The organism is Sphingopyxis sp. (assembly GCF_035565275.1).
GTDB lineage: Bacteria > Pseudomonadota > Alphaproteobacteria > Sphingomonadales > Sphingomonadaceae > Sphingopyxis.
Genome location: NZ_DATMST010000211.1, coordinates 1 through 24953, shown reverse-complemented (window position 1 = coordinate 24953; position 24953 = coordinate 1). Strand labels below are relative to the sequence as shown.

General features: G+C 61.7%; 24 protein-coding genes. 19 read left to right on the top strand and 5 right to left on the bottom strand.

What is annotated here, in order from left to right; all coding sequences use genetic code 11:
- The 12 genes from VN047_RS14775 to VN047_RS14720 form a co-directional block, all read left to right on the top strand.
- Positions 1 to 295, top strand: a 295-nt coding sequence (locus VN047_RS14775) for a S26 family signal peptidase (protein ID WP_325543941.1), incomplete at its 5' end; no start/stop codon positions are given.
- Positions 283 to 861: a lytic transglycosylase domain-containing protein gene (locus tag VN047_RS14770; RefSeq protein ID WP_325543939.1), complete on the top strand. Its 579-nt coding sequence runs from the start codon at positions 283 to 285 to the stop codon at positions 859 to 861. The genes VN047_RS14775 and VN047_RS14770, both read left to right, overlap by 13 nt.
- Positions 862 to 1124: 263 nt before the next feature.
- The gene (locus tag VN047_RS14765) at positions 1125 to 1481 is read left to right on the top strand and encodes a hypothetical protein (RefSeq protein WP_325543937.1); all 357 of its coding nucleotides are present in this window, start codon (positions 1125 to 1127) and stop codon (positions 1479 to 1481) included.
- Between the two features lie 340 nt (positions 1482 to 1821).
- On the top strand, positions 1822 to 3786 hold the full coding sequence (gene rlxS, locus VN047_RS14760; protein WP_325543935.1) for a relaxase/mobilization nuclease RlxS: 1965 nt from the start codon (positions 1822 to 1824) through the stop codon (positions 3784 to 3786).
- A gap of 609 nt (positions 3787 to 4395) precedes the next feature.
- Positions 4396 to 6159: an SIR2 family protein gene (locus VN047_RS14755; RefSeq protein ID WP_325543933.1), complete on the top strand. Its 1764-nt coding sequence runs from the start codon at positions 4396 to 4398 to the stop codon at positions 6157 to 6159.
- Entirely contained in the window at positions 6156 to 7568 is a 1413-nt protein-coding gene (locus VN047_RS14750) for a nuclease PIN (protein ID WP_325543932.1), read from the top strand. Before VN047_RS14755 ends, VN047_RS14750 begins: the two co-directional genes overlap by 4 nt.
- A gap of 263 nt (positions 7569 to 7831) precedes the next feature.
- On the top strand, positions 7832 to 9622 hold the full coding sequence (locus VN047_RS14745) for a ribonuclease H-like domain-containing protein (RefSeq protein WP_325543930.1): 1791 nt from the start codon (positions 7832 to 7834) through the stop codon (positions 9620 to 9622).
- Positions 9585 to 10679, top strand: a complete 1095-nt coding sequence (locus VN047_RS14740) for an adenylosuccinate synthetase (protein ID WP_325543928.1) — start codon at positions 9585 to 9587, stop codon at positions 10677 to 10679. Before VN047_RS14745 ends, VN047_RS14740 begins: the two co-directional genes overlap by 38 nt.
- Positions 10666 to 11643, top strand: coding sequence for a dCTP deaminase domain-containing protein (locus VN047_RS14735; protein ID WP_325543926.1), 978 nt, complete (start codon positions 10666 to 10668; stop codon positions 11641 to 11643). Before VN047_RS14740 ends, VN047_RS14735 begins: the two co-directional genes overlap by 14 nt.
- Positions 11640 to 11870, top strand: a complete 231-nt coding sequence (locus tag VN047_RS14730) for a hypothetical protein (protein WP_325543924.1) — start codon at positions 11640 to 11642, stop codon at positions 11868 to 11870. The genes VN047_RS14735 and VN047_RS14730 overlap by 4 nt, the downstream gene beginning before the upstream one ends.
- Positions 11871 to 12142: 272 nt before the next feature.
- Positions 12143 to 13066 (top strand): bis-aminopropyl spermidine synthase family protein, encoded by a 924-nt coding sequence (locus tag VN047_RS14725; protein WP_325543922.1) that lies wholly within the window; start codon positions 12143 to 12145, stop codon positions 13064 to 13066.
- A complete protein-coding gene (locus VN047_RS14720; protein WP_325543921.1) occupies positions 13063 to 13644 on the top strand; it encodes a hypothetical protein in 582 nt (193 codons plus the stop codon). Before VN047_RS14725 ends, VN047_RS14720 begins: the two co-directional genes overlap by 4 nt.
- Here the strand turns inward: VN047_RS14720 and VN047_RS14715 are convergent.
- The 5 genes from VN047_RS14715 to VN047_RS22740 all read right to left on the bottom strand — a co-directional run bounded on the left by VN047_RS14715 (position 13627) and on the right by VN047_RS22740 (position 17362).
- Positions 13627 to 14181: a hypothetical protein gene (locus tag VN047_RS14715; RefSeq protein WP_325543919.1), complete on the bottom strand. Its 555-nt coding sequence runs from the start codon at positions 14179 to 14181 to the stop codon at positions 13627 to 13629. The two genes, VN047_RS14720 and VN047_RS14715, sit on opposite strands and share 18 nt — an antisense overlap.
- A 100-nt stretch (positions 14182 to 14281) precedes the next feature.
- Positions 14282 to 15277: a hypothetical protein gene (locus VN047_RS14710; RefSeq protein ID WP_325543917.1), complete on the bottom strand. Its 996-nt coding sequence runs from the start codon at positions 15275 to 15277 to the stop codon at positions 14282 to 14284.
- Positions 15278 to 15343: 66 nt separating this feature from the next.
- Entirely contained in the window at positions 15344 to 16018 is a 675-nt protein-coding gene (locus tag VN047_RS14705) for a hypothetical protein (RefSeq protein WP_325543915.1), read from the bottom strand.
- A 211-nt stretch (positions 16019 to 16229) separates the two neighbouring features.
- On the bottom strand, positions 16230 to 16751 hold the full coding sequence (locus VN047_RS14700) for a MerR family transcriptional regulator (RefSeq protein ID WP_325543913.1): 522 nt from the start codon (positions 16749 to 16751) through the stop codon (positions 16230 to 16232).
- A gap of 317 nt (positions 16752 to 17068) precedes the next feature.
- Complete coding sequence (locus tag VN047_RS22740; protein WP_414712713.1) at positions 17069 to 17362, bottom strand: DUF6961 family protein; 294 nt, start codon at positions 17360 to 17362, stop codon at positions 17069 to 17071.
- 368 nt (positions 17363 to 17730) lie between these two features.
- Between VN047_RS22740 and VN047_RS14695 the strand changes: the two genes are divergently transcribed.
- From VN047_RS14695 to trbJ, 7 genes are read left to right on the top strand one after another with little or no spacing between them, the layout of a single operon-like run.
- On the top strand, positions 17731 to 19761 hold the full coding sequence (locus VN047_RS14695; protein ID WP_325543911.1) for a conjugal transfer protein TraG: 2031 nt from the start codon (positions 17731 to 17733) through the stop codon (positions 19759 to 19761).
- A 2-nt stretch (positions 19762 to 19763) separates the two neighbouring features.
- Positions 19764 to 20186, top strand: a complete 423-nt coding sequence (locus VN047_RS14690; protein ID WP_325543909.1) for a CopG family transcriptional regulator — start codon at positions 19764 to 19766, stop codon at positions 20184 to 20186.
- Positions 20183 to 21181 carry a P-type conjugative transfer ATPase TrbB gene (gene trbB / locus VN047_RS14685; protein ID WP_325543907.1) on the top strand — a complete coding sequence of 333 codons (999 nt, stop codon included), beginning with the start codon at positions 20183 to 20185 and terminating at the stop codon, positions 21179 to 21181. The genes VN047_RS14690 and trbB overlap by 4 nt, the downstream gene beginning before the upstream one ends.
- Positions 21182 to 21183: 2 nt before the next feature.
- Positions 21184 to 21519, top strand: coding sequence for a TrbC/VirB2 family protein (locus VN047_RS14680; RefSeq protein ID WP_414712712.1), 336 nt, complete (start codon positions 21184 to 21186; stop codon positions 21517 to 21519).
- The gene (locus tag VN047_RS14675; RefSeq protein ID WP_325543904.1) at positions 21516 to 21788 is read left to right on the top strand and encodes a VirB3 family type IV secretion system protein; all 273 of its coding nucleotides are present in this window, start codon (positions 21516 to 21518) and stop codon (positions 21786 to 21788) included. The genes VN047_RS14680 and VN047_RS14675 overlap by 4 nt, the downstream gene beginning before the upstream one ends.
- Positions 21782 to 24235, top strand: coding sequence for a conjugal transfer protein TrbE (gene trbE / locus VN047_RS14670; RefSeq protein ID WP_325543902.1), 2454 nt, complete (start codon positions 21782 to 21784; stop codon positions 24233 to 24235). Before VN047_RS14675 ends, trbE begins: the two co-directional genes overlap by 7 nt.
- 1 nt (position 24236) lies before the next feature.
- Positions 24237 to 24953: a P-type conjugative transfer protein TrbJ gene (gene trbJ, locus VN047_RS14665; protein ID WP_325543900.1), complete on the top strand. Its 717-nt coding sequence runs from the start codon at positions 24237 to 24239 to the stop codon at positions 24951 to 24953.

The following is a 24953-nucleotide window of genomic DNA, read 5'->3' as shown; positions in this document are numbered from 1 at the left end:
CGATCTCCGCTATCTTCCCGCCAATGTCCCGCTGCTCAAGCGCGTGGCAGCCGGGCCCGGCGACAGGATATGCGCGGCGGGCGAGGCCGTCACGGTCAACGGGCGGGTCGTCGCACGGCGTGTACCGGCCGATGGAGCGGGGCGCGAAATGCCGGGATGGCGCGGCTGCATTCACCTTCGCGACGGCGAATATCTGCTCCTCATGGACGCCCGATCGTCGTTCGACGGGCGCTATTTCGGGCCGACCGCGCGCGGCGACATCATCGGCAAGGCCACGCCCTTATGGCTGCGCTGAAACCTCTCGCCTTTGCAGTCGCGCTGCTCTTCGCGGTCCCGGCGCATGCCGATCCGGTGGCGGCATGGCGGCCCCACATCGCCGAGGCGTCGGCGCGGTTCGGCGTTCCCGCCGCGTGGATCGAACGCGTGATGCGCGCCGAAAGCGGCGGGCGGCCGACGCTTCATGGCCAGCCGATTACCAGCCACGCCGGGGCGATGGGGCTGATGCAACTGATGCCCGGGACGTGGGCGGCGATGCGTGGGCGCCTTGGCCTCGGGACCGATCCGCACGATCCGCGCGACAATATTCTCGCGGGCACATTCTACCTGCGGCTGATGTACGACCGGTTCGGCTATCCCGGCCTGTTCGCAGCCTATAACGCCGGACCGGGTCGCTATTCTGCCTATCTGGCGGGGCGCTCCCGCCTTCCCGGCGAAACGGTCGCCTATCTGCGCAAGGTCGCGGGGGAAGCCCGAACGGAGCCCGCACAGCCGCTTCCGGCCCCCGATACGGTCCCGCACCGGGCGCCCGCGAGCGAGCGCAGCTCGGACACGATCTTCTTCATCAAGCGGGCGATGCCCTGACCTCGGGCGTGGGGGAGGGGTCATCTCGGCAAGTCCAAGGGTGACGGCCGCCGGATCGCCTATCAAGGCCGGCGGCCCCTCCAATTTTGCTGCGAATGGTGCGCGCTTCGCGCGCGCTTTTGTTCGTTTTCCTGCAACAAAATCGGTTCCTCCGCCGCCGCTTCGCGGCGCCTCCGCTGCGCTCCGGCGGCCCTGACAGCCGCTCCGCCGCCCGTCGTCGAGGGCATGTCCTCGAATGGTCAGGGCGAAGAAAGGAGCTTGTCATGAACGGTTTTCAGCACATCGGTGCGGCATCGGATCGCGTCCTGGACGCACTGGTTTCGGGGCTCGAAATCGAGTTCGGGCGCGGCGCCGGCGCAGCGCTGGCGCATCGGTTTCTCGAAGCCGAAGAGGTGGATTTTATCTGGGATGCGCGCATCGAGGAGCGCTGGGTCGGCACCTATGAGAGCGATGAAGAGGATGGGGTCGAGCTCGACCGGATCGCGATCCGCGGACGGCTGGCGGGCGAGGATTTTGTGGCGACCATGATCGTCGATGGCGATGGCAACGCGCACGGAATGATCGGACGGCGCAATTTCGAAAGCGAAGCAGCGGCTTATGCGGCGTTCGCGGCGGCGTGAACGACGGTGCGATTATGAGGAGCGGCGCACGGACAGCGTCGCTCCTTTCTTTTTGCCTCGGCTGGGGCGGGGGGCAGGGATGATGGATTTGCGCGGGGTTGAGAGAGGGACAGGGGAAAGCAAGATAGAAGCAATATCTCGCGATATTCCAACTCCTTGTCTGCACATCATTTTTTCGCGATTTTGACGAGACACGCGATTTTCTTGCGAGACTATTCGTTTGGAAGGCGCGGATTTCCGCCACTGTCGCTCTCCAATCGCGAGACTCCTTGATCGCGCCGCGCCGGTCCCCATTGTTGTTGCGGGGAGCGTCATTTCCGGATTCGGAAGGGACGCCGACGTGGACGACGACAATTTTATCCCGCGGCTCGGCCGCATCCGCAGCCGGGGCAAGGAGGCGCGCTACCTCGGGTTGATCGTGAAAGCAGCGCGGCGTGCGGGCAAGCGCTTGGCGGCGCGCGGCGGGTTCGACGGCAGCCGCATCGGGCGCGGCGCGAGCATCGCGCGCGTGCTTCGTGCACGTGATCGTCACGCCGCCTTCCGGGCGCGCCGGGTGATCGTCAAATTCCGGCCCGTGCCGCTTCGCGGAGTGGGGGCGAATTGCGCTAGGGCGCATCTGCGGTATCTTCAGCGCGACGGCGTGACCCGCGCGGGCGAGCCCGGCACTCTTTACTCCGCCGAGCGCGACGTCGCCGACGGCAGCGCGTTTCTCGAACGATCGGACGGCGATCGCCACCAGTTCCGGGTGATCGTCGCGCCCGAGGACGGCGACCAGTATCCCGACCTAAAATCCTTTGTCCGCCGTCTCATGCATCAGATGGAAGCGGATCTCGGCACGCGGCTCGACTGGGTCGCGGTCGACCATTTCAACACCGGCCACCCGCACAGCCACATATTGCTGCGCGGCACGAACGACCGCGGCAGCGATCTGGTGATCGCCCGCGAATATATCGCGCATGGCGCCCGCCAACGCGCGATCGATATCGTGACGCTCGATCTCGGTCCGCGAACCGACCTCGAGATCGAGGCCCGGCTGCGCGCCGACACGGAGGCGGATCGCCTGACCGCGACCGATCGCCGATTGCTCCGCGATATGGATGCGACGCGCATGGTCAGTGCGGCTGCCGCCGATCCCTTTCAGCAGTCGCTTCGCGTTGGGAGGCTGCAGAAGCTGGCGAGGATGGGACTCGCGACGCATTTCGGCGGGGACAGCTGGCGGCTCGAACCGGACCTTGCGGACATCCTCCGACAGATTGGCGAGCGCGGCGACATCATCCGGACGATGCAGCGCGAGCTGGCCGCCCGAAACCTCTCTCGATCAACGGGCGATCGTATCATATTCGATCCGGCGGCCGCGACTACCGCTCCGATCGTCGGGCGCGTGATCGCGCGCGGGCTGGCCGACGAAGCCCGCGACCGGCATTATCTGCTCGTCGACGGCGTCGATGGCCGCACCCATTATGTCGATGTCGGGGAGGGCGCGAGGATCGTGCCGACGCCTGAAGACGCCATTGTCCGGATTGCCCCGCGCGAGGGCGGTGTACGACCGGCCGATCGCACGGTCGCCGAGGTGGCCGCAGCCAATGGCGGACGCTATTCCGTCGATGCCCATCTCCGGCACGATCCGAACGCGCGCGAAGCTTTTGCGGAAGCGCATGTCCGCCGGCTCGAAGCGATGCGCCGCATCCTGCGCAATATCGAACGCGAACCCGATGGTTCGTGGATCATTGCAGCCGATCATATCGACAAGGCCGCGGCATTCGAGAAACGGCAATTGCAAGGTCAGCCTGTTAAGGTCGAAATATTGTCGGCAGCGCCGATCGAAAAGCTTCCGTTGATGGACGCGGCAACATGGATCGACCACGAACTTGTATCGGGGACGCCGACGCCCGTCCGCGACGCAGGTTTCGGCCGTGACGTTCGCTCGGCGCAGGAGCGGCGCCGACAGTGGCTCCTGGCCGAGCATCTCGCCGAGGAGCGGGAAGGGGAGACGATCTATCGGCGCGGCATGCTCAATGCGCTCCAGCGCCGGGAACTGCTGCGCGTCGCCGGTGAGCTGAGCCGGGAGATAGAGAAGCCTTTTGCGGAGGCCGCCGCGGGCGAACGGATCGAGGGCCGCCTCGTGCGGCCCGTCGAGATGGCCAGCGGCCGTCATGCTCTCATCGAGCGAGCCCGCGATTTCACGCTTGTTCCATGGCGACCTGTCCTCGACCGGCATGTCGGCAAGCCCGTCGCCGGCATCGTGCGGGCGGACGGAATAAACTGGACGCTCGGTCGGCAGCGCGGTGGTCCAAGCATATCATGACGGGCAAGCCGGCACTTGCGTTCGCGCGCGCGCCGCACAATGGGCGAGAGCCTTCTTATGTCAGCAGGACGTGCGGAGAGCCCTCGATTGCCCGGAGAAAAAGAAAGCCCGGCCATCGCTGGCCGGGCTGAAAGTTTTGGGAGAGGATGCCTAAAAGGCGCGCACCCTTTGTGCGGCGCAGCATGAATTGGCAATTGCGAAAAACAGAAGCGTGGTTGCGCTACATGCACCGTATCGACGAGCGTTGCGCCAAGGCCCGCAAGGCTTTGCGTCGCCACGACGCATTACGACTGCGCTGATGTGTTGATGCGGTTCAGGCCAGCTCCTTTTTGCAACGAGCACCGCCTTGAAGTCGACGCCGCCTCTGCTGTCGAGAATTTCGACAATGCAGATCGGGCCCGGTGCGCCCGAGGGGGTGCCTGAATATCGGTCGCAGTTTTGCTGTCACCTAGGCCGCTCTGCGCCCGATGTCAGCCATTCGGCAAGCTGGTTATGGCGGCCAAAAGCAGACGTTAATCGAGCTAGAGTTTTCGGGGCAATTTGGTGCCGATCCTAAGAATCTTCTTTCAACATCTAGATTAAATTGGTTTCCTTCTGCACAATCGGCATATGAACCAGTCGGAACTTACGGATCTATTTGCAGCACGACCTCAGAGCTTCGCTTGGTTCATCGGCGCGGGCGCCTCGCGCATGTCAGGCCTGCCGACGGCAACAGACATTATCTGGGATCTGAAGCGCAGATACTATTGTCGCGAAGAAAATCAGGACATCAGTCGACAGGATATGCAAAGTGCGGCGGTTGCCACACGCATTCAGCAGTTCATGGATGCTCGTGGCTTCCCCCCTCTTTGGGCGGATTCGGAATACACAACTTTTTTCGAGAAGATTTTCGGGGAAGACCGTGTGAGGCAGCGCGACTATCTTCGCGGCATTCTCGCTGAAGATAAGGTAACGCTCACAGTCGGAAACCGAATCCTCGCGGCGCTAATGGCGGCCGGGCTTTGCCGGATGGCGTTCACGACGAACTTTGACAGTGTCGTTGAGCGTGCCTTTGCCGAGGTCAGTGGGAAATCGATCAGTGCCTACCATCTGGAAGGATCTGCCGCCGCGAACCAAGCACTCGCAAATGAAGAGTATCCCATTTATTGCAAGCTGCACGGCGACTTCCGCTATGACAGCATCAAGAATCTGGCTAGCGATCTTGCCAAGCAAGATAAGGCGTTAGCGGAGTCTATGCTGACGGCCGCGAGCCGGTTCGGCTTCATCGTTGCCGGGTACAGCGGTCGCGATGAGAGCATCATGGAGCTTTTTCGGAAAGCGCTTGCTCGACCAGACCCATTTCCGCACGGTGTTTTGTGGACCGGAATTCGTGGAGCGCCGATCTACCCTGCGGTGACCGAATTCATCGCGGCGGCAGAGGCCGTCGGAGTACGGGCTGCATACGTGGAGATCGACACATTTGACGCACTGATGCTGCGGCTCTGGCGAAACTTGGCAAATAGACCGTCAGACTTGGACGCGAAAGTGCGCAAGGCGCTTCCGGCGAGCGTGAATATCACAATACCTAAACCCGGCACCGGCGCGCCGTTGTTGCGATTAAATGCGCTTCCAGTCGCGAGGCTTCCAGAGCGGGCCCTTGCGATACGGATGCACGAAGAAATCGATTGGAAGACTTTGCGCGCTATCCAAGCCGACGCGGACGACAGGATCATAGTTACCAAAGGCGCTGAGATTCTTTGTTGGGGGAACCGTGCGGTCATTGCGAAGGCTTTCGGGGACAAATCTTCGAGCATAGAGGGTGTCGACCTCTCAGACGCCCTGAGCTCCGGGGACCCACTGGCTATCAAAGGCTTTGCTGAGGAGGCCTTGGCTACGGCCTTTGCGCGCCAGAAGCCGTTGTTGGCGCGGCGGCGGGCACTGTCGCCGATCTTGATCGCGGACGCGCATGCAGACGATATCGGAGCGCTGCAGCCTTTGGTTTCGGAATTGGGTAAACTTACCGGCCAGGTAGCAGGGGTGTTCGCGCCAATTGATGATGAGCATCCTGTGCCACAGAAGGTGTTCTGGGCAGAGGCTGTCCGAATTTCACTCGCCCAGAAGAACGGTAGCTGTTGGGCCGTCATTGATCCCGATATCTGGATTTGGCCGCCCCGGGCGCGGGACGCAGCCCGCGAGTTTCTGGACGAGCGCCGAAAGGATCGCCTTAACATAAAGTTCAATCGTATTCTCGGCGCATGGGTGCAAGTTCTCACGGGAACTTCCGATCGAGCTGCGACCGTCAATTTGTTTGCTTTCGATGATCACGACGATGACGCAAACCCACACTTTACGCTCAGCACTCGTACCGCGTTCACTTCAAGGCACGTCGGATGACGACGCTTGAGAGCCGCTTTCCTGGCTACTCCCAGTTGCCCGAGCCCGACCTTCTTTTTCATGCTGGGGGACTGCAAAAGCACCCGCTCGTTGGACTTACCGAATTTGGTCCTTTTAGTCTTCGGCTTGGCGTACCCGGGCGCGTCCGCCTCGCCGTGGTCGCGCGTAAAGTTGACATGGGCCGGGTAGCTGGTCTCGTTCGTGAACTGGGCAACCAAGCTAGGGCGAGACAAGCGACCAATTATTATCCGGATTATCCCGGCTTTCAGAAGCTTTTCCGCACCCCACTTTTGAGTCCGACAGATCGCACAACAATCGCGCTGCCCGAGACACTTGACCGATACGCTGAGGCTGGAGCGAAAGTCGACCTGGCCCGCGAACTTTTTCAATCGCTCGGTAGCCTTAATCTAGTTCGATCAGAGTTCGACGTAGTGTTGCTTTATCTGCCCGCAGCCTGGGCGGCATGTTTTGAAGGGCAAGATTTCGATTTCCACGATTATCTAAAGGCGTTTTGCGCACCTTCCAACATACCAATCCAGATTGTGCGTCAATCCAGCCTGGATCGTTCGTGCCGGGCAAATGTGATGTGGGGCTTGAGTGTCGCATTATTCGCGAAAGCTGGCGGCGTGCCATGGAAGCTGACCGGGCTTGCGCCTGACGAAGCCTTTGTCGGCATTAGTTATGCGATGAAGACCAGCTCCGATGGCACGAGTTTCACTACATGCTGCAGCCAGATATTTGACCCCGACGGCACAGGTTTCAATTTTGTCGCTTACGACGCGAAGGAGTTCGAGCAAGACGGGAGGCGCAATCCATATCTTTCTTATTATGAGATGCAGTCCGTTCTTTCGCGCTCACTCAATATCTATCAAGGTGGCCATTCTGGCCGCCTTCCGCGCAAGGTGACGATACACAAGAACACCCCATTTCGAGAAGACGAAATATTGGGAGCGCTCGATAGTTTCCGTGATGGTACCGAGGTGGAGCTCGTCCAGATCGTGAAGGACGTTGAGTGGAAGGGCGTCTGGTACAACACCAATCGGAAACCCGCGCCGCACGGATATCCGGTCGAACGCGGGACCTATATCCCAATCGAGAAGAACGAGGCACTCCTTTGGACTCAGGGGAATGTCAAAGGCGTGCACATCACAAAACCCGGTGGCGATGTTTATAAGGAGGGTTCGCTCAAACCCGTTCCGTCCCCCGTGCTCATTCGTCGCTTTTCGGGAGCGGGCGGCTGGCATGAAACCTGCGCTGGGATCCTAGGCCTGACTAAGATGGATTGGAATAATAATACGCTCTATAAGAAGTTGCCGGTATCGCTGGTTTACTCCAGCCGATTTGCCACGATCCTAAAGCAAAATCCGAACATCGTTGACAGCGTCTACGACTTCCGAAATTTCATGTAGGCTGTATCGCGTCGCTGGAGCCCCATGGCAGCAAGCTCAAGGTGCAGCTCGCCCCCCAATAGCGCATTCCCAACTGCGCGGTGGAAGGCTAGGGTGGCGCGATGAAGTCTTCCGCCGGCATTTTTGAGCTAAGCCCATCAGATCAGGTCACGCTTGACGTGCTAGGGAAGCGCGCGGAGTCGCGTCTAAATTCTGCCAACACCGGCGCTATGCTGCCCAATCCATCACTCGTTCCGCCTGCTCGCCCTAAATCGAGCCGTGATATGGCGCCGCTGCTTGATCATCCCGATAAGGTGATGTTTCTTGACATCGAGACCACGGGCCTCAGCAGGCACTACGACTACATTACAGCCATCGGTTTCGAAATGGATGGGCGCTACGGCGTCTGGATCGCAGGTGACGATCCCGAAAGTTTCTGTTCCGCGCTGGCCCGCGCACGCAGCATTGTAACATTCAACGGGGCGTTGTTTGACCTACCGTTTATCGACGACGCCTTCCCTGGATTGAGGTGGCCGGCTCACCACGTTGATCTTCGTTATGCGTGCCGTCGCGTAGGATTAACTGGGGGTCAGAAGCGGATTGAGAATCTCCTGGAAATCAAATGCCGAGAAGGGATGGAGGGCGTTGACGGCGCCATGGCGGTTCTGCTCTGGCATAGGTATCTCCGGGGCGAAGTTGAGGCTTTGGATCAGCTCGTCTCCTACAACCGGGCCGACGTTCGATCCATGGCTCACATTTTGGACCACGTGATCAAGGAACTGATGCCTTGGGATTTGTTGACGCACACCTGGCAGGTTCACTCTTTCCGGGATGCCGCAAGCGATACGACCACTGGCTTTGAATACGGCACTCGAAGTGCGCCTAAGCACCTTCGGCCTGAAGTTTCGTTCCAATCCCTATTTGGCGGAACTCCTGCCGCTACGGCCACAATTGTCGGTTTAGATCTGACGGGCTCGGAGAAACGGCTAACTGGGATGTGTATTCTTCGGGGCAATCGGGTTGAGACTACTACGATAGCAACTGATGACGAAATTATTGATCAAGTTGTTGCTGCGCGGCCAGACTTGGTTTCCATTGATTCCCCCCTGTGTCTGCCTGCAGGCAGAACGACAGTTTTCGACGACGATCCGCAGCGGCATCTAGGCATAATGCGTATTTGCGAACGGATACTCAAACGAAGAGGGATCAACGTTTACCCCTGCCTTCTCCCCAGCATGCAGAGACTAACGGCCCGCGGGATCTCAATCGCTGGGCGGCTTCGGGAACATGGAATTCCAACGATCGAATGCTATCCTGGCGCGGCGCAGGACATTATGGGCATCCCTCGTAAGGGAGCTGGCGAAGAATGGCTAAAGCTCGGAATGTCCGAATTCGGGGTTCACGGCCCCTTTGAAACTGAACGTGTTACCCATGACGAATTGGATGCAATCACTTGTAGCATTGTTGGGGTTTTTCACGTTGCCGGAATGACGGAGGGGCTCGCAGGTGAGGAAGAAGAGCCGATGATCATCCCTCGGCTCGATGCGAGCGGTACTCAGGTTATCGGACTGAGCGGTGAAATCATGTCCGGAAAAACGTCGACGGCGCGCATTCTTGAGAGGGCAGGCTATGCCTACACTCGGATAAGCGAAGTCATCGATGATGTTATCCGAGAGCGGGGAGAAGTTCCTTCGCGTGAATCGCGGCAGCGGGTCGGTCTTGAGCTTCACAGCCATCCCGGTCAGCGCTGGCTCTGTCGGAAGACGATTGAACGCGTGCCCGCGGGGACCCCTCGGATAGTCGTCGACGGCTTACGTTGGACGGAAGACGTCGACTATCTCCGCGAGCGGTTCGGAGGTGGATTTAAACATGTACATGTCAAAGCGCCGTCAGCAACTCGCAGCAATCGCGCTCGGAATGCCAGCCTGGTGGAGGAACTGCATTGGGCTGTGGAACACCCGGTCGAAAGCGGAATTGCAGGCCTAGAAAGTGTTGCAGACGAGGTGCTGACGAACGATGGTACCCTTGAGATGCTTTGTGAGCGTCTTAGTCGATTCGTTCAGATGGAAGCGTGAGCTAGCGATGCCGGTTAGTGTAGTCGTCGGAGGTCAGTACGGCTCCGAGGGAAAAGGTAAGGTCGCGCTCGACACGGTAAGGCGCGATGATTCGACGACGCTTGCTGTCAGACCGGGAGGCACCAATTCAGGACACACTGGCTTCAGTCTCGCCGGAAGACGTCATGTGCTGCGTCAGCTTCCCGCCGCAGCGATCGACCGCGGAATCGGAGTGGTAATTCCGGCAGGGTCGTACGTCGATCCTGATATTCTGCTGCGAGAGATCGTAGAAATCGGTATCGCGCCTTCGCAAATTTTTGTTGACCCCCGCGCGCATCTTATCACGAACGCCCATCGAGCTTGGGAGCGGGAAACAGCTCTCACCGATACCATCGGCTCGACAGGATCAGGTACCGGTGCGGCCGTACTCGGTCGCGCAGCGAGGTATGCACCAGGCGTACCTCGCGGAATTCCCGTTGCGGAGTGCGACCAGCTGAGGCCGTTTCTTTGTGACACGGTGGCGTTGATGAGATCCGCGCTCAGTCGGAACGAACGGATCGTGGTGGAGGGGACGCAAGGTTTCGGGCTTTCCCCAATACATGGTGAAGTATGGCCTAAGGCGACCAGCCGCGACACTACTGCTGCGGCATTCCTTTCTGAAGCCGGGCTCGCCCCCAGCGATGCGGACGACGTGGTTTTGGTTCTCCGATCACACCCCATTCGGGTGGCCGGGGACTCAGGACCCCTAATGGACGAGACGAGCTGGAAAGACATCGCACTTACTTCAGGCGGACCCTGGCAGGCGGGGGAGCTTACGAGCGTGACCCAGCGGTTGCGGCGGGTAGGCAGGTTTGACGACCAAATCGTGGTGCGCGCTATCATGACCAATCAGCCGCACAGGATTGTTATGAACCATCTGGACCAAGTGGACTACAACGTCGCCGCGTCTAATAAAATGACTGATAAGGCAAGCGAGTTTATCGTCCAGGTCCAGGACCGGATTGGGCGACGCATCGACACGGTCGGGACAGGTGAACAAGTGCTTATTCAGATCGGTTCTGCACATGTCGACATCTGAACCGGAGGAATGGCTGCGTACAGAGGGCGAAGACGGCAACACTGCGGCTGAGGCTCGTTATCGGAAATACGTAGGAGCGGATCCTTTTCCCGAGATTCCATCCTCGCTATTGGGGGCATCGGCCTTCCTCAAGTACATCCGCACCACCGCATTGATCCATCCTTTCCGCGGTTGGGATCATGACGGTGGAAAGCCCAATAAGGACCTCGTGAAGCCGGCTTCGTACGAGATGCGGCCAGGCGGGTCATTCTTCATTTTCGACGACAATGGGGATTTAGTAGAGCAGGAACTCGTGGATATGGGCGATAAGCCGTATATTCGGCTGCCGGCTAATTCCATAACGTTCGTCTCTACCGAGGAAACGTTTCGGCTTCCGAACTACATAGCCGTCAGATTCAATTTGCGCATTAAACATGTTCATCGGGGTATATTGCTTGGGACAGGCCCGCTTATCGATCCCGGATACAATCGGCCGATCCTAATCCCGCTTCACAATCTCACCAATAACGACCACTTCATTTCTCTGGACGAAGGGTTGATTTGGGTAGAATTTACTAAGACTTTTCCGACGACAACTGATCCGCTCTATCATCAACCATTCGGCACGCCTGACCTTCCAAAGAATACGAAAGGGAAGAATTTTCGCCAATATCTGTTCGCCGCAGGCGGCGGCGTTCCGATCCGGAGCTCGATTACCGACGTAAAACGATCGGCGCAGCAGGCGGAAAAGCAAGTTGAATCGTTTGACAAGCGTATCCGAAATTTCGGCTTGCTTGGTATAGCGGCCTTGGTGCTATCGGTTGCGGGGCTCCTCTATCCCACGCTCGATCTCGTTTACACCGCCAGCCAACAGCTTGACGTGACACGAAAAGAGATTGCCGAGCTAAAAGCAGAGATCAAAAAGTTGAGCGAAGCGCAGAAGACGCAGGCCGGTGATCTGGTGGAGGATAAGGTGGCGGAATGACTGACTGGTCAGGGACTCTTTCCCTTATTGCAGACCTCGCGGTTCTGCTGGGCGGGATCCGCGTCCTTGCCATGGGCTGGGAAGCGCCGAAGCGTGAGTCTCTCCCGCTAGTTGTGACGAAGGACGACCTACAGCGGTATAACGGTGTGCTGAACGTTCGACAGGTGTTCCTGTTTTTCTTCGGTATGGTTTTGATCATCGTCGCTGTTAGCCGGCTTGGTCATTGAGGGATTTTGCTTCTTGCTCATCGCCCCGGGTCTTTTCTCGCTCATCGCCCCGGGTCTTTGACGTCGCTGGTGGTGACTGTTTGGAGTTCCAAATCGAAAACTCGGCATCGTAGCCCCCCCAGATTCCGTCACGATATGAGAACCAATAAGGAACATCTTGCGAAAGGCAAACTAGCTCGATAAGCAGACTTATCAAACTCAAGGAGGTTTCAGGCAACGATCATAAGCATTCAGCCGGCACTCGCCCGCCCGCAAGTTCGAATGGAAATCTTATGATTCCGTTCTTGTCTTGGTTGCGGCGGCGGCCTTCGCTAGCTCCCGTTGCCGCGCCGTTGCCCATAGTCACCGACATCCCTCGGCCACCTCACCAAGTGGATTTGCGGAGCGCCATTAACGCGATTTCCGATGTCGTCCAAAATCGGCCTCGGCCACTGCGTGAATTCGACCAGATTCACATGAAATCGGGCGATATGGTTTTCCAGAGTGAGATAGTCGCCGACTGGGCGGACGGCAAGCGGTTGGCCTTTATTGGCGATGGCGATGCGATCAGCGTATGCGTTGCCTATCTACATGCAAGCGAAGTCCTGCCCTTCGGCCCAGCCCATATCACGGTGTTCGATTTCGACGAGCGGACTGTCAATGCCGTCACGCGCTTTGCCGAAGCCGCTGGTATTACCAACCTAGACGCGCGGCTCTATAACGTCCTCGATGCATTCCCAGAGGTTGAGCCTTTCGACTGTTTTTACACCAATCCACCTTGGGGGGCCTCGAACAACGGCGAGAGTGTCAACATTTTTGTCGAGCGCGGTATCGAGGCTTGCCGTCACGGCGGGGAGGGCATGATCGTCATTGCCGACGACGATGAACTTGATTGGCCGAAGCAGGTTCTCGCGAGCGTCCAGCGACGTGCGGCCGAGAAAGGCTACTATGTCTCGAAGATGCAGCGGAAACTGCACGAATATCATCTGGATGATGCGCCGGATTTGCGGTCCTGCAATCTCTACGTTTCTGCGCTTCCGGGAAATCAAGGGCCCGCGCTTCCCAGCAGCGCGATCAACGATCCCATCCGCCTCGAGAATTTCTACGGACGCTCGAAGGAAGCGCGGGTCCACTATGTACTGGAGCGCCACCGGGTCAATTACGGCAAGGCGCATGATGATGAATATGAGCTCAAACTGTTCGGAGATAGCCGATGAACGCACCTTATAAGCCCGGCGACGGCATCTTGTTCATGAAAGTCGGCGTACATGCACGCGAGAGCCTTGAGGACATCATTGCACGAAAGGACGAGGAGATCCGGCAGGCAGGCTATGCACTGTGGGGCTATGGCGGAAGCACTTGTCATCCGAGCACGATGGTTCAGCCCTTCGGCGAGGCAATCGGTGCGCGCGGCCGTGTCATCGAACTTTGCATGGAAGAAATAAATTCCAAGCATTTCGCTGACCCGGTCAGCGCGGCAGAATATTCGGTCAACGGGAGCGACTGGCACGAAATCCCGGAGGCGATCAGTGTTCGCGGCTCGCGCTACGCGCTCTGGATAGACAATCTGCGCAAGACTGAATTCCAGCTGCCGTTGAACCAGACGCAGGTGCCCATCGGGAACAGCATGGGGCGGAACGGCGGCCGCTACATCAAGGGGCGCGTCGACAAGGCATGCCTCGAGATGCTCGACGGTCCCGAGATTCCAAACGATGCGCCGCTTCGCGATATTCCGATCAGCCTTGTTGCGACATTGCGCAAACCCTATGCGGTCTTCCTACGCGGCCAGCGCTGAGAGCGCGGCATCGTCGATCAGGATCGGCTCTGCGGCCTTGGCGAGGTCGCCAAGATAGCTTGCAAGGCAGGCTTCGACCTCTGCGGCAAGAATAGCCCCCCTGCGGTGGCAGGCGAAGCAAATCGCGGCAGATCGGTCGGCCCCGGGTTCGCTGCAGATATGCGCACGCAGTTGCTCGATGCCGATCCGCGCCGCGATTTGCCGTAGCAACGCTTCAAGCGGTGCGATACGGCCCGCCAACTCATCGGGTGCGAGCGCCGCAAGAGCGACAATGGCACGCTTGTCGCCCGTGGCCAGCAGCGCAGCTCCCCGGTGCAAAAGGATGGCGGCGAGCTGGCTCTCGCCCGTGTCGAACTGGAGATCTGCCCGATTGGCAGCCTCTTCGAGCGCCGCAGCCGTATCGAGCTCTTCCTCGGTCGGCTCAACGAGCGAGAGTGCGTCGCAAAGTCTAATGAAGGCGGCCTCGGCGGCCGCGGGATCCTGAAGGCCGATCTTGCCGAGCTTTCGCCTGATGACGAAGGCGGCGACTCCCAGCATGGCCGGCGGACCTGATGCGGTCGTCAAGCAGTCCGTCAACGGGCCGCCCAGCTGCCACGCTGACATCTTTATCAGGACGTCGTTGTCGAGCAACACTCTCTCACGCATCCGGGAGTCCCATGACGCTGCGGAGATAGTCGGAGGCTTCGTCGGTGAGAGAGTCCCAGCCGATCTGCTGCGCCGCGACGCCATTTACCTCCTGCCATAGCGGCCCGACATCGGGGTAGAGCCTGTTCAGCGCGGCCATTGCGACGGGCCAGGTTTGCCGCCGGTACGCAAGGCAAAGCGCGAGGGTGCCAGGCTCGATACGGTAAACCGGCGCCGCGGCACGCACCGCCTGCGCCAGCGTCGGCGCATTGAAATTATCAATGTTCGTTTCGATTGTAGGATCAGGGCTGCCGGTCAGGACGGTCAGCGCATATTCGTCCGCCTCGCGCTCCTGACCGTCGCGCTCACCGGCCGTCGCCGGATCTTCAAGGTCGACCAGCGCAGGTGCGCCCGCAAGATGGCCGAGCATGATATGCGCGAGTTCATGGGCCAAGGTGAAGGCGAGCTGCGCTGGAAAGCGTGCATCATGCCCGAGCAGGATTGCAAAACGTCCATTCGAATGGACGACCATCGCATGCATCCGTTTGGCATCGAGCGGGAAGATCCGCAAATGGATGACCGGAATGCCGAGTGCCCAGCAGGTCGAAACCAGCCCTCCGAGGTCTGCATATGTCCGTTTGGCGAGCAATGCCTCGCGCAGCCGCTCGGCGTCGATCGCGCCCATCGCGGGGCCCTGTGCGACGGACTGAAGCAACGACTTGCCGATCGCCATTCCGAATGAGGTCATGGTCGCCCGGGCAGCCTCGTCTTCCGCAGTCAGATGCTTAAAACGAGCCTCGTCATTCCAGACGAATTCGACGCGCTCGCCGAGGAGAGGCTGTGAACGCAGACCTAGTCGGCGCGCAAGCGCAAACCTGAGCTCGGCACGGCCCGAAGGCGACGCCGCGAGCGCGTCGTCCCACCAGCTTGGCCACGCTGCCTCGATCGCGGCCTTGCTGATACCGGCGCGGCGAAGCTCGTCTGTCAGTTTCTTACGTTCCGCGTCCAATCGCCCTGCCGATCCTTTGGTGGGAGGGTATTTAGCATTAAGAGAACGAAAACGGAACCTTTGAAGTTAAACCAGCAGTTCATCGACATGGCTGAGCGCCGGCCGATCCTTGAGCTGGGCCGCCAGCAGCGACCAGTCGGCTGACGACGACGACGACAGGTCGTCGAGCTCGGCCTTCTCAGCCGGTCCAATCAGGACTGGGTCGCAGAGACGGACCCAATACCCCTCGGCTAGGTCTGCGGTCATGCTGACTTCGTAGGAGGCATCATCCCGTTGGTTCGCGACCTGACGGAGGAGGGCGGTCACTTGCGATGCACCGACCGGGCCACCGCGCTCTCCGACGTTGCGGAAAGCTAGGGGATCGAAGCGAGCGCCGCCACGGTCGATCCGCAGCGGATCATCGCTGCGGCACATGAGCGCATAATGGGCACGCTTGCGGCCTGCCGAGGTGCCTGCTCGACTGGTTACGACCGATGCGGCCGGCAACCGGCGGGGCGTCCCGGCGGCGTCATAATAGGCGCGCCAGAGAAGGAGGTCCTTCGCTTCCGCATCAATCTGCTTGGGCTTGGTCTTCATTACCGAGAAGATTGCGCTGACGGGCTGCCGCATCATCGCGAATATATGGGCGAGCCGTGACGGCGCATTGCCGACCCCCCAAAGGAATAGCCCCCCGTTTGCTTCGCGTTCGAGTTCCTTGCGGCGAATGATTGCGTCGAGCGACTGGCCGGCCTCGGCCTGCATCCGGGACCAGCAGACCAGAGTCTCGTCGGCATGGGCAGGGGCGGGAAGGGCGGCCGGTGCGATAGCCCGCGGATGAAAATTCATGCGTCTCTCCGAAAGTTGGTCGCCGCTAGAGTGCTCATTTCAACAAGGGAAGGGTGTCGAGGCAGACCGGACCCGCTGCGCGTTAAACTGCCCACGCAGGTCAACACCGGCCTAGGTGACGGTAGCGTCATGCCGCTTTCGCCTCGTCTGGCACTGCAAATCGCAGGTCGTGGACGTCCATCGAAAAGTGCGGCCGCTTCTGGCTAGGAATGCGCGAGCGGATATCGCGAAGCAATTCGCCGACGTTGAGCACGAAGGCAAAAGCCTGCTGCCCGCTGCCCAGCAGATATTCTTGAAGCTGCTCACGGTTGCGAAAACCAACGCCGCTGCCGTCGCTAACCACCCAGTTCAGGCCGCTGGCGGGAGATTCTCCGTCCGCCCAGAAACTGTCGTTCGAAAGACGCTGTGCTGTGCTCTTCAGGCGGGCGAGTTGAACACCGGTGTCGCGAAAACACTGGATCATCCTCGCGACCAGAAGATCCCGGTAAGAATAATAGCGGACGCGGCCGCGGGGATTATCGGCGCTACAGTAGGCGGGCTGCAGGAATCCGTGGCGCTTCAGATAATCGATCATCGGCATGGACAGCCCGCTGATCGAGTGAACCTCGGTCACGCTGAAACCGTTGAGGGCGTCCTTTACTTTCGGCATTCGGCATTTAAATCATAAATCAGAGCGAATTTCAATTTTTAATCGAAGAAATGGGTATTACCGATTTGGCGAGCGCATTGGTGGGGAATGGTCGCCGTCGTTTTTACCGTCTGCCGAACCAGGGGCAGGCGAAGTCGGCCCGCTGAGGGCTTTATGAACGTCCGCTTATTCGATTTCGGTGCTGGAAGCGGCCAGTCTGCAAACGGCCAGGTCCAGCGATGGAGCTGTCTTCGCGGGTTGGTCCACCTACCGCGGGGATGCACCAACCAAAAGTCGCTGGCTCGAACGCGCCTATGCTGGCGAACCCGCCAGCCGTTTCAGCGCGCGCCAATGGACTTTCCGTGCCCGGGAGACGCCGGACGGTCTTGTCGGCGTGATGCCGCGGGCGAACCCTCAACGGCTGGCGTTGTGACCGGGCTCATCCCGCCGGGCCAGCGGATCGAGTGCAATTCGGTCAGGCAGGCGGCGACCTCGCCCCAGAATTCGGCGTCAGAAGATTGCCCGGCGCGGCGGAGTTCGTCGATCTTGCGCGCGATCACCTCCAGCCCGCGATCCCCATATCGGGATTCGATAGCGAGCGCCTGGCCCCAAAGGTCCCGGTCGGCCCTCATTCCCATGGCTTGCGACTCCGATGTTATTGGCCAAGCCTAGCATGACCCCCGTTTCATGACAAAATCCGTACAGATCGACAACTGCGAGTGGCGGCGTCGCCAACGGCTTTTTCCGTAGACCTTGACCAGCCCTTAAAGGAAGCTTCGAGGCGCGAAGCCGAATTGGCGGCTCTCGGAACAAGCGGTTTCGACTCGCTCTCGCTGTACCAGGCATTGCATCACCTCGGATTGCGGCATTGCGGATTTGGGGCGCCGAGTTCCTTCCGATGCACTCAAATGCAGCGAAACCGTAGTGTTCAGAAGCCGCAGTTCGGCTGATTTTCTGCTCATCAACCCGGGCGACCCTCCGCTCGCGGACGGAGCGGATCATGACCCCCACCAAATTGCTCGTCGGCCAGATTCTGATCGTGTTCGCGATCGTCATCCTCGGAGTCTGGGCCGCCACGCAATGGGCGGCCGCCATGCTGGGCTACCAGCCCGAACTCGGCGGGGCCTGGTTCGCCCTGTTCGACGTGCCGATCTATCGGCCCTGGCAGATTTTTGCCTGGTGGTATCATTTCGAAGCCTATGCGCCCCAAGTCTTCGACAAGGCGGGCGCACTCGCCGCCGCCAGCGGCTTTGTCGGCTGCGGGGCGGCGATCGCGGGCTCGCTCTGGCGCGCGCGGCAATCGGCGAACGTCACGACCTACGGCTCGGCGCGCTGGGCGACCGGCAAGGAAATCCGCGCTGCGGGATTGCGCCGCGACGCCGGCGTGTTTCTCGGGGGCCTTGGCGGCAGATATCTTCGGCATGACGGTCCCGAGCATGTCATGGCATTCGCGCCGACGCGCTCGGGGAAGGGCGTCGGGCTTGTCGTCCCGACGCTGCTAAGTTGGACGGGCAGCGCCGTCATCCATGACATCAAGGGCGAGAACTGGCAGCTGACCGCCGGCTGGCGCGCGCAGTTCAGCCACACGCTGATGTTCAACCCGACCGATATCGCTTCGGCCAAGTACAATCCGCTGCTCGAGGTGCGCCGCGGCGCGCATGAAGTGCGCGACGTCCAGAATATCGCCGACATTCTGGTCGATCCCGAAGGCGCACTCGAACGGCGCAACCATTGGGAAAAAACCAGCCACAGCCTGCTCGTCGGCGCGATCCTCCATATTCTCTACGCCGAAGAGGAGAAGACTTTGGCCCGCGTCGCCTCTTTCCTGTCCGATCCGCAGCGCAGTTTCTCAGCGACGCTGCGCCAGATGATGGCGACCAATCATCTCGGTACGACAGACGCACCCGCGGTTCACCCGGTCGTCGCGTCGGCCGCGCGCGAGCTACTCAACAAGAGCGAGAACGAGCGTTCGGGCGTGCTCTCCACCGCGATGTCGTTCCTGGGGCTTTACCGCGACCCGACCGTCGCCGCGGTCACGTCGCGCTGTGACTGGCGCGTTGCCGACCTTGTCGAGGCCGAGCATCCGGTCTCGCTCTTTTTCGTCATTCCGCCATCGGACATCAGCCGGACCAAGCCGCTCATCCGGCTCATCCTCAACCAGATCGGTCGGCGGCTGACCGAAAAGCTCGACGATCGCGGTTCTTCGGTCCGGCGCCATCAATTGCTGATGATGCTCGACGAGTTCCCGGCGCTCGGTCGGCTCGATTTTTTCGAGACCAGCCTTGCGTTCATGGCGGGGTACGGCGTGCGCGCTTTCCTGATCGCCCAGTCGCTCAACCAGATTGAAAAGGCCTATGGCGAGCATAATAGCATCCTCGACAACTGCCATGTGCGCGTTGCCTTCGCGACCAACGACGAACGTACCGCGCGCCGCATTTCGGACGCGCTTGGCGTCGCCACCGAGCAGCGCGCGATGCGCAATTACGCCGGTCATCGTCTCGCCCCCTGGCTCGCGCATGTCATGGTCAGCCGCCAGGAAACCGCTCGCCCGCTGTTGACGCAAGGCGAGGTGATGCAGCTCGATCCCAAGGACGAGCTGGTCCTGATCTCGGGCATGGCGCCGATCCGTGCGAAGAAATTACGCTATTTCGAGGACACGCTCTTCAAGGCGCGCCGGCTTCCGCCGCCGGGCCTCGACGGAGCAGGGCATCCCGATCGCCCGGTGCCGCGGCCGAATGACTGGGGCAGTCTCGCGCGCCGCACCGATGCCCGGCTTGCAGCCCTGGTCGATGAAGACGCCGGGGCCGATGACGGCGGCCTCCAGCAGCAGCGTGCGCCCGATCTGGCGGATGATCTCCCGTCTGCCGCCGAGCCGCCCCGTCAGCTCGACCTGCTGGGTCTTGAGAGCGACGATGCCGATCCGGCCGCCGACAAGCGCACGATGGACCGCACGCGCGGTGCGCAGGACGACATCCAGCGCGCGCACGGCATAAACCAGGGCGAGGGTGACGACACCCTGCCGAGTTTCTGACGATGGGCCGCCGCAAGGAAAACAAGGTGCGCTACCAGCTCTTCCTGCCGCTGGAGCTAAGCCAGCGGTTCGAGGCGCTCGCGGCCGCGCCGGGAGCCGCCAAGTCGGCGATCCTCGTCGACGCGCTCACCGCCTGGCTGAACCGGCAGGCGGTGTCCGAGCTCGAGAACAGGTTCAGCGCGCGGCTCGACCGGATGTCGCTGGCGCTGGGCCGGGTCGAACGCGACGGCCATATCCTGCTCGAGAGCTTCGCGCTGTTCATCCGCTACCAGCTGATGGTGCAGGCGCCGCTCGCCGAAGGTGACGAGGCCGCGCGCGCGGTCGGGCGCGAACGGTTCAATGCCTTTGTGACGCGCGTCGGCGAGGCGATGGCCAGTGGAACGCGCACGCTCGGCAACACTCCGGATCAGGAGAAGGGGCGATGAGCGAGAGCCTGTCCGCCGCGCGGAGCCGTGCGATGCTGCGCACCGCAATGGGACCGACGATCGCCGCCGCGCTCGCCGATCCGCATGTCATCGAGATCATGGTCAATCCCGACGGGCGGCTCTGGATCGACCGGCTCGGCGAGGGGCGCAGGGACAGCGGCACTCTCTACGAGGCCGCGCAGGTCGAACGCATCATCCGTCTGGTCGCCTCGCACGCCCGCACCGAAGCGCATGCGGTGTCGCCGATCGTTTCGGCCGAGCTGCCACCGCACGGGGAGGGGGCCGGGGAGCGGTTCGAGGGTGTGCTGCCCCCGGTTTCGACCGCGCCCTGTTTCGCGATCCGCAAGCCGGCCGCCAAAATTCATGCGCTGCTCGACTATGTGCGCGACGGCATCATGTCCGCCGCGACGGCACAGCAACTCGCTATGGCCGTCGCCGAACGCCGCAATATACTCGTCGTCGGCGGAACGTCGTCGGGCAAGACGACGCTCGCCAACGCGCTGCTCGCCGAAATGGCCGGCCGCGACGAGCGCGTTATCCTGATCGAGGACACGCGCGAACTGCAATGTGCGGCGCGCGACGTCGTAGCGCTCCGTACCCGCGCCGGCGGCGATGGCGGCGCGGGTACGGTATCGATGGCCGATCTCGTGCGCTCGACGCTGCGGCTGCGCCCTGACCGGATCATCGTCGGCGAAGTGCGCGGCCGCGAAGCGCTCGACATGCTCAAAGCCTGGAACACCGGTCATCCCGGCGGCATTGCTACCGTCCACGCCAACAGCGCGCTCGCCGCGCTCTACCGGATCGAGCAACTGATCCAGGAAGCCGTGGTCACCGTGCCACGCCGGCTGATCGCCGAGGCGATCGACATGATCGTCTTCATTTCCGGGCGCGGCCTCGCCCGGCGCGTCGAGTCCGTCGCGCGCGTCACCGGCCTCGATGCCGATGGCGGCTACGCCATCGCCGACCTCACCCACAGCCCCGAGACAGGAGAATGACCATGGATGTCCAATCGCATCGCCGTCGCAGCAATTGGCCGCTCGCGGCCGCCGGGCTCGCCGCCGGCCTGCTGGTGGCGGCCACCGCCGAGGCGGCCGGCTCGGGCATGCCATGGGAGGAGCCGCTCCAGCAGGTACTCGAATCGGTGCAAGGCCCGGTCGCCAAGATCGTCGCGGTGATCATCATCATCACTACCGGTCTGACGCTTGCGTTCGGCGACACCGCCGGCGGCTTTCGCCGACTGATCCAGATCGTCTTCGGTCTGTCGATCGCATTCGCGGCGTCGAGCTTTTTCCTGAGCTTCTTCAGCTTTGGCGGCGGAGCGCTGATCGCATGATCAGTGCGGCCAGCCACATCGAAGGCTTCGAAGCGCCGGTCTACCGGTCGCTCGCCGAACCGATCCTGCTTGGCGGGGCGCCGCGGGCAATCGCTATTCTTAACGGCACGCTCGCCGCCGCGATCGGGCTCGGACTTCAGCAATGGATCGCGGGTCTCGCGATCTGGGCGCTCGGGCACACCGCGGCGGTGATCGCGGCGAAGCACGATCCCGACTTTGCGCCCGTGCTCCTTCGCCATCTCAAGCAGCGAGGCTATCTCTCATGTTGAACCTGCACGAATATCGCACCCGGGCCGACCGGCTCGCGGACCATTTGCCCTGGGCCGCACTGGTAGCGCCGGGTGTGATCCTCAACAAGGACGGCAGCTTCAGCCGCGTGTTCGCCTTCCGCGGTCCCGACCTCGAATCCTCGACCGAGGCCGAGCTTGTCGCGATCTCTGCTCGCGCCAACAATGTATTGAAGCGCCTCGGCTCGGGGTGGGCGCTCCATGTCGAGGCCGAGCGCCGTGAGGCGATCGGCTATCAGACCTCCCGCTTTCCAGATGCGGCATCCTGGCTCGTCGACGAAGAGCGGCGCGCGAGTTTCGAAAGCGCGGGCGCCCATTACGAAAGCTTCACCTGGCTGACACTGACCTGGCTGCCGCCCGCCGACCGGAGCGACAGCGCGGGCCGCGCCCTCGTCGAGCGCAGCGATGCCGCGGCAGGCCGCGACTGGCGGCAGGCGCTCGCGGCCTTTGTCGCCGAGACCGAGCGCATACTCGACCTGTTCGCGGGATTCATTCCCGAAATATATCCGCTCTGCGACGGCGGAACGCTGACCTATCTCCACGCCACGATCTCGGACAAGCGCTTCGCTCTCCTGTCTCCCGACACCCCGATCTACCTCGACGCGCTCCTCGCTGACACCTCGCTCACCGGCGGTCTCGAGCCGACGCTCGGCGATCTCCATCTGCGCACGCTGACGATCCTCGGCTTCCCGAACCTTAGCCGGCCCGGTATCCTCGATGCGCTCAATCACGAAGGTTTTTCATACCGCTGGGTGACGCGCTTCATAGCGCTCGACAAGACCGAGGCGACGAAGGCGCTGACCCGGCTTCGCCGCCAATGGTTCAACAAGCGCAAGTCGATCACCGCATTGCTGCGCGAGGTGATGTACAACCAGCCGGCGCAGCTGCTCGACAGCGATGCCGACAACAAGATGCTCGATGCCGATCTCGCGCTGCAGGCGCTCGGCGGCGACCATGTGGCATTCGGTTACCTCACGACCACGATCACCGTCGCCGACACGAGCCGCGCCCGCGTCGACGACAAGTTGCGCAGCGCCGAGCGGATCGTGAACGGCCTCGGCTTCACCACGATCCGCGAGAGCGTGAATGCGGTCGAAGCCTGGCTCGGATCGTTGCCCGGGCAGGTCTATGCCAATGTCCGGCAGCCGCTGCTCCACACGCTCAACCTCGCGCATCTGATGCCGCTGTCGTCGGTCTGGGCCGGACCGCAGCGCAACGATCATCTCGGCGGCCCGCCGCTGCTCACCGCCGAGACCAGCGGTTCGACGCCTTTTCGCCTTTCGACCCATGTCGGCGACGTCGGTCACATGATGATCGTCGGTCCGACCGGGGCGGGCAAATCGGTGCTGCTCGCGCTGCTGGCGCTCCAGTTCCGCCGCTATCCCCGCGCACAGGTCATCGTCTTCGACAAGGGCTTTTCGGCGCGCGCCGCGGTGCTGGCGATGGGCGGCGCGCATCATGCGCTCGGCCTTGGCGGCGGTGACGGCGGGGAGATCGCGTTCCAGCCGCTCCGCCATATCGACCGCGGCGACGAACGAGCCTGGGCGGCCGAATGGATCGCCGCGCTGTTCGCGCACGAGCATGTGCAGATCACGCCCGAGATCAAGGAAGCGCTGTGGTCGGCGCTGACCAGTCTTGCGACCGCGCCGGTCGAAGAACGCACGCTCACCGGTCTTTCGCTGCTGCTGCAGTCGGCACCGCTGCGCTCGACGCTCGCGCCCTACACGCTTGAAGGTCCGTTCGGGCGTCTGCTCGACGCCGCCGGGGACGATCTGGCCGTCGCCGACGTCCAATGCTTCGAGACCGAGGCTCTCATGGGGCAGGCAGGGGTCGTGGCGCCGGTCCTTACCTATTTGTTCCACCGGCTCGAGGAGCGTTTCGACGGACAGCCGACGCTGCTGATCCTCGACGAGGCCTGGGTGTTTCTCGACAACCCGCTGTTTGCTGCGCGCATCCGCGAATGGCTCAAGGTGCTGCGCAAGAAGAATGTGTCGGTCGTCTTCGCGACGCAGAGCCTCGCCGATATCGCCGACAGTCCGATCGCACCTGCGATCATCGAGAGCTGTCCGCAGCGCATCCTGCTGCCAAACGACCGTGCGATCGAACCGCAGTCGGAGGCAGCTTATGCCCGGTTCGGGCTCAATGCCCGCCAGATCGAACTGATCGCGCGCGCGACGCCGAAACGGCAATATTATCTGCAATCGGCGCAGGGCAACCGCCTGTTCGAGCTTGGCCTCGGGCCCGTCGCGCTCGCGCTGTGCGGGGCGTCGGGTCCCGATGCACAGAAACGCATCGACCGCATCCTCGCCGACCATGGCGGCGACGGATTCGCCGCGCGCTTCCTCGCCGCGAGCGGTCTCGGCTGGGCCAGCGAGTTGGTCGCCGACTTCGAGGTCATGCCCATTCCCACCCCCGTGAAGGAGATCTGAAATGAAGAAGGTCATGTTCGCCCTGTTGCTCGCCGGCGGCCTCGCCGCCTCGCTTCCCGCCGTTCCCGCGCAGGCGGTCCCGGTGTTCGACAGCGCCAATTATTCGCAGAATCTGCTCACAGCCGCGCGGACGCTCCAGCAGATCAACCAGCAGATCCAGTCGCTGCAGAACGAGGCGCAGATGCTAGTCAACCAGCAAAAGCAGCTGACCAGGATCGATTTTCCGCAAATGGCGGCGCTGCAGCAGCGGCTCCAGGAGATCGACCGGCTGATGGGGCAGGCGCAGGGGATCGACTTTCGCGTCGACCGTCTCGACGAGCAGTTCCGGGACGCTTTCCCCGGCAGCTTCGACTATCTCGCGCGGCGCGATACCCGCATCGCGGCCGCGAAGCAGCGTATTGACCGCGAGATGGCGGCGTTCCGTCAGGCGATGACGGTGCAGAGCGGGATCGTCGAAAATGTCCGCGGCGACGCCGAGGCGCTGAAGGCGATCGTCGACAAGAGCCAGGGCGCCGAAGGCGGGCTCGCCGCGCAGCAGGCGACGAACCAGTTGCTTGCGCTCGCTGCCAAACAGCAGTTCCAGATCCAGCAGCTGATGGCGGCGCAGTTCCGCGCCCATGCCCTCGAACAGGCACGCCGCGCCCAGAGCGAACGCGAGGGCCGCGAGCGCACGACCCGCTTCCTCGGCGACGGCAAGGCGTGGACGCCGCCGCGCTGA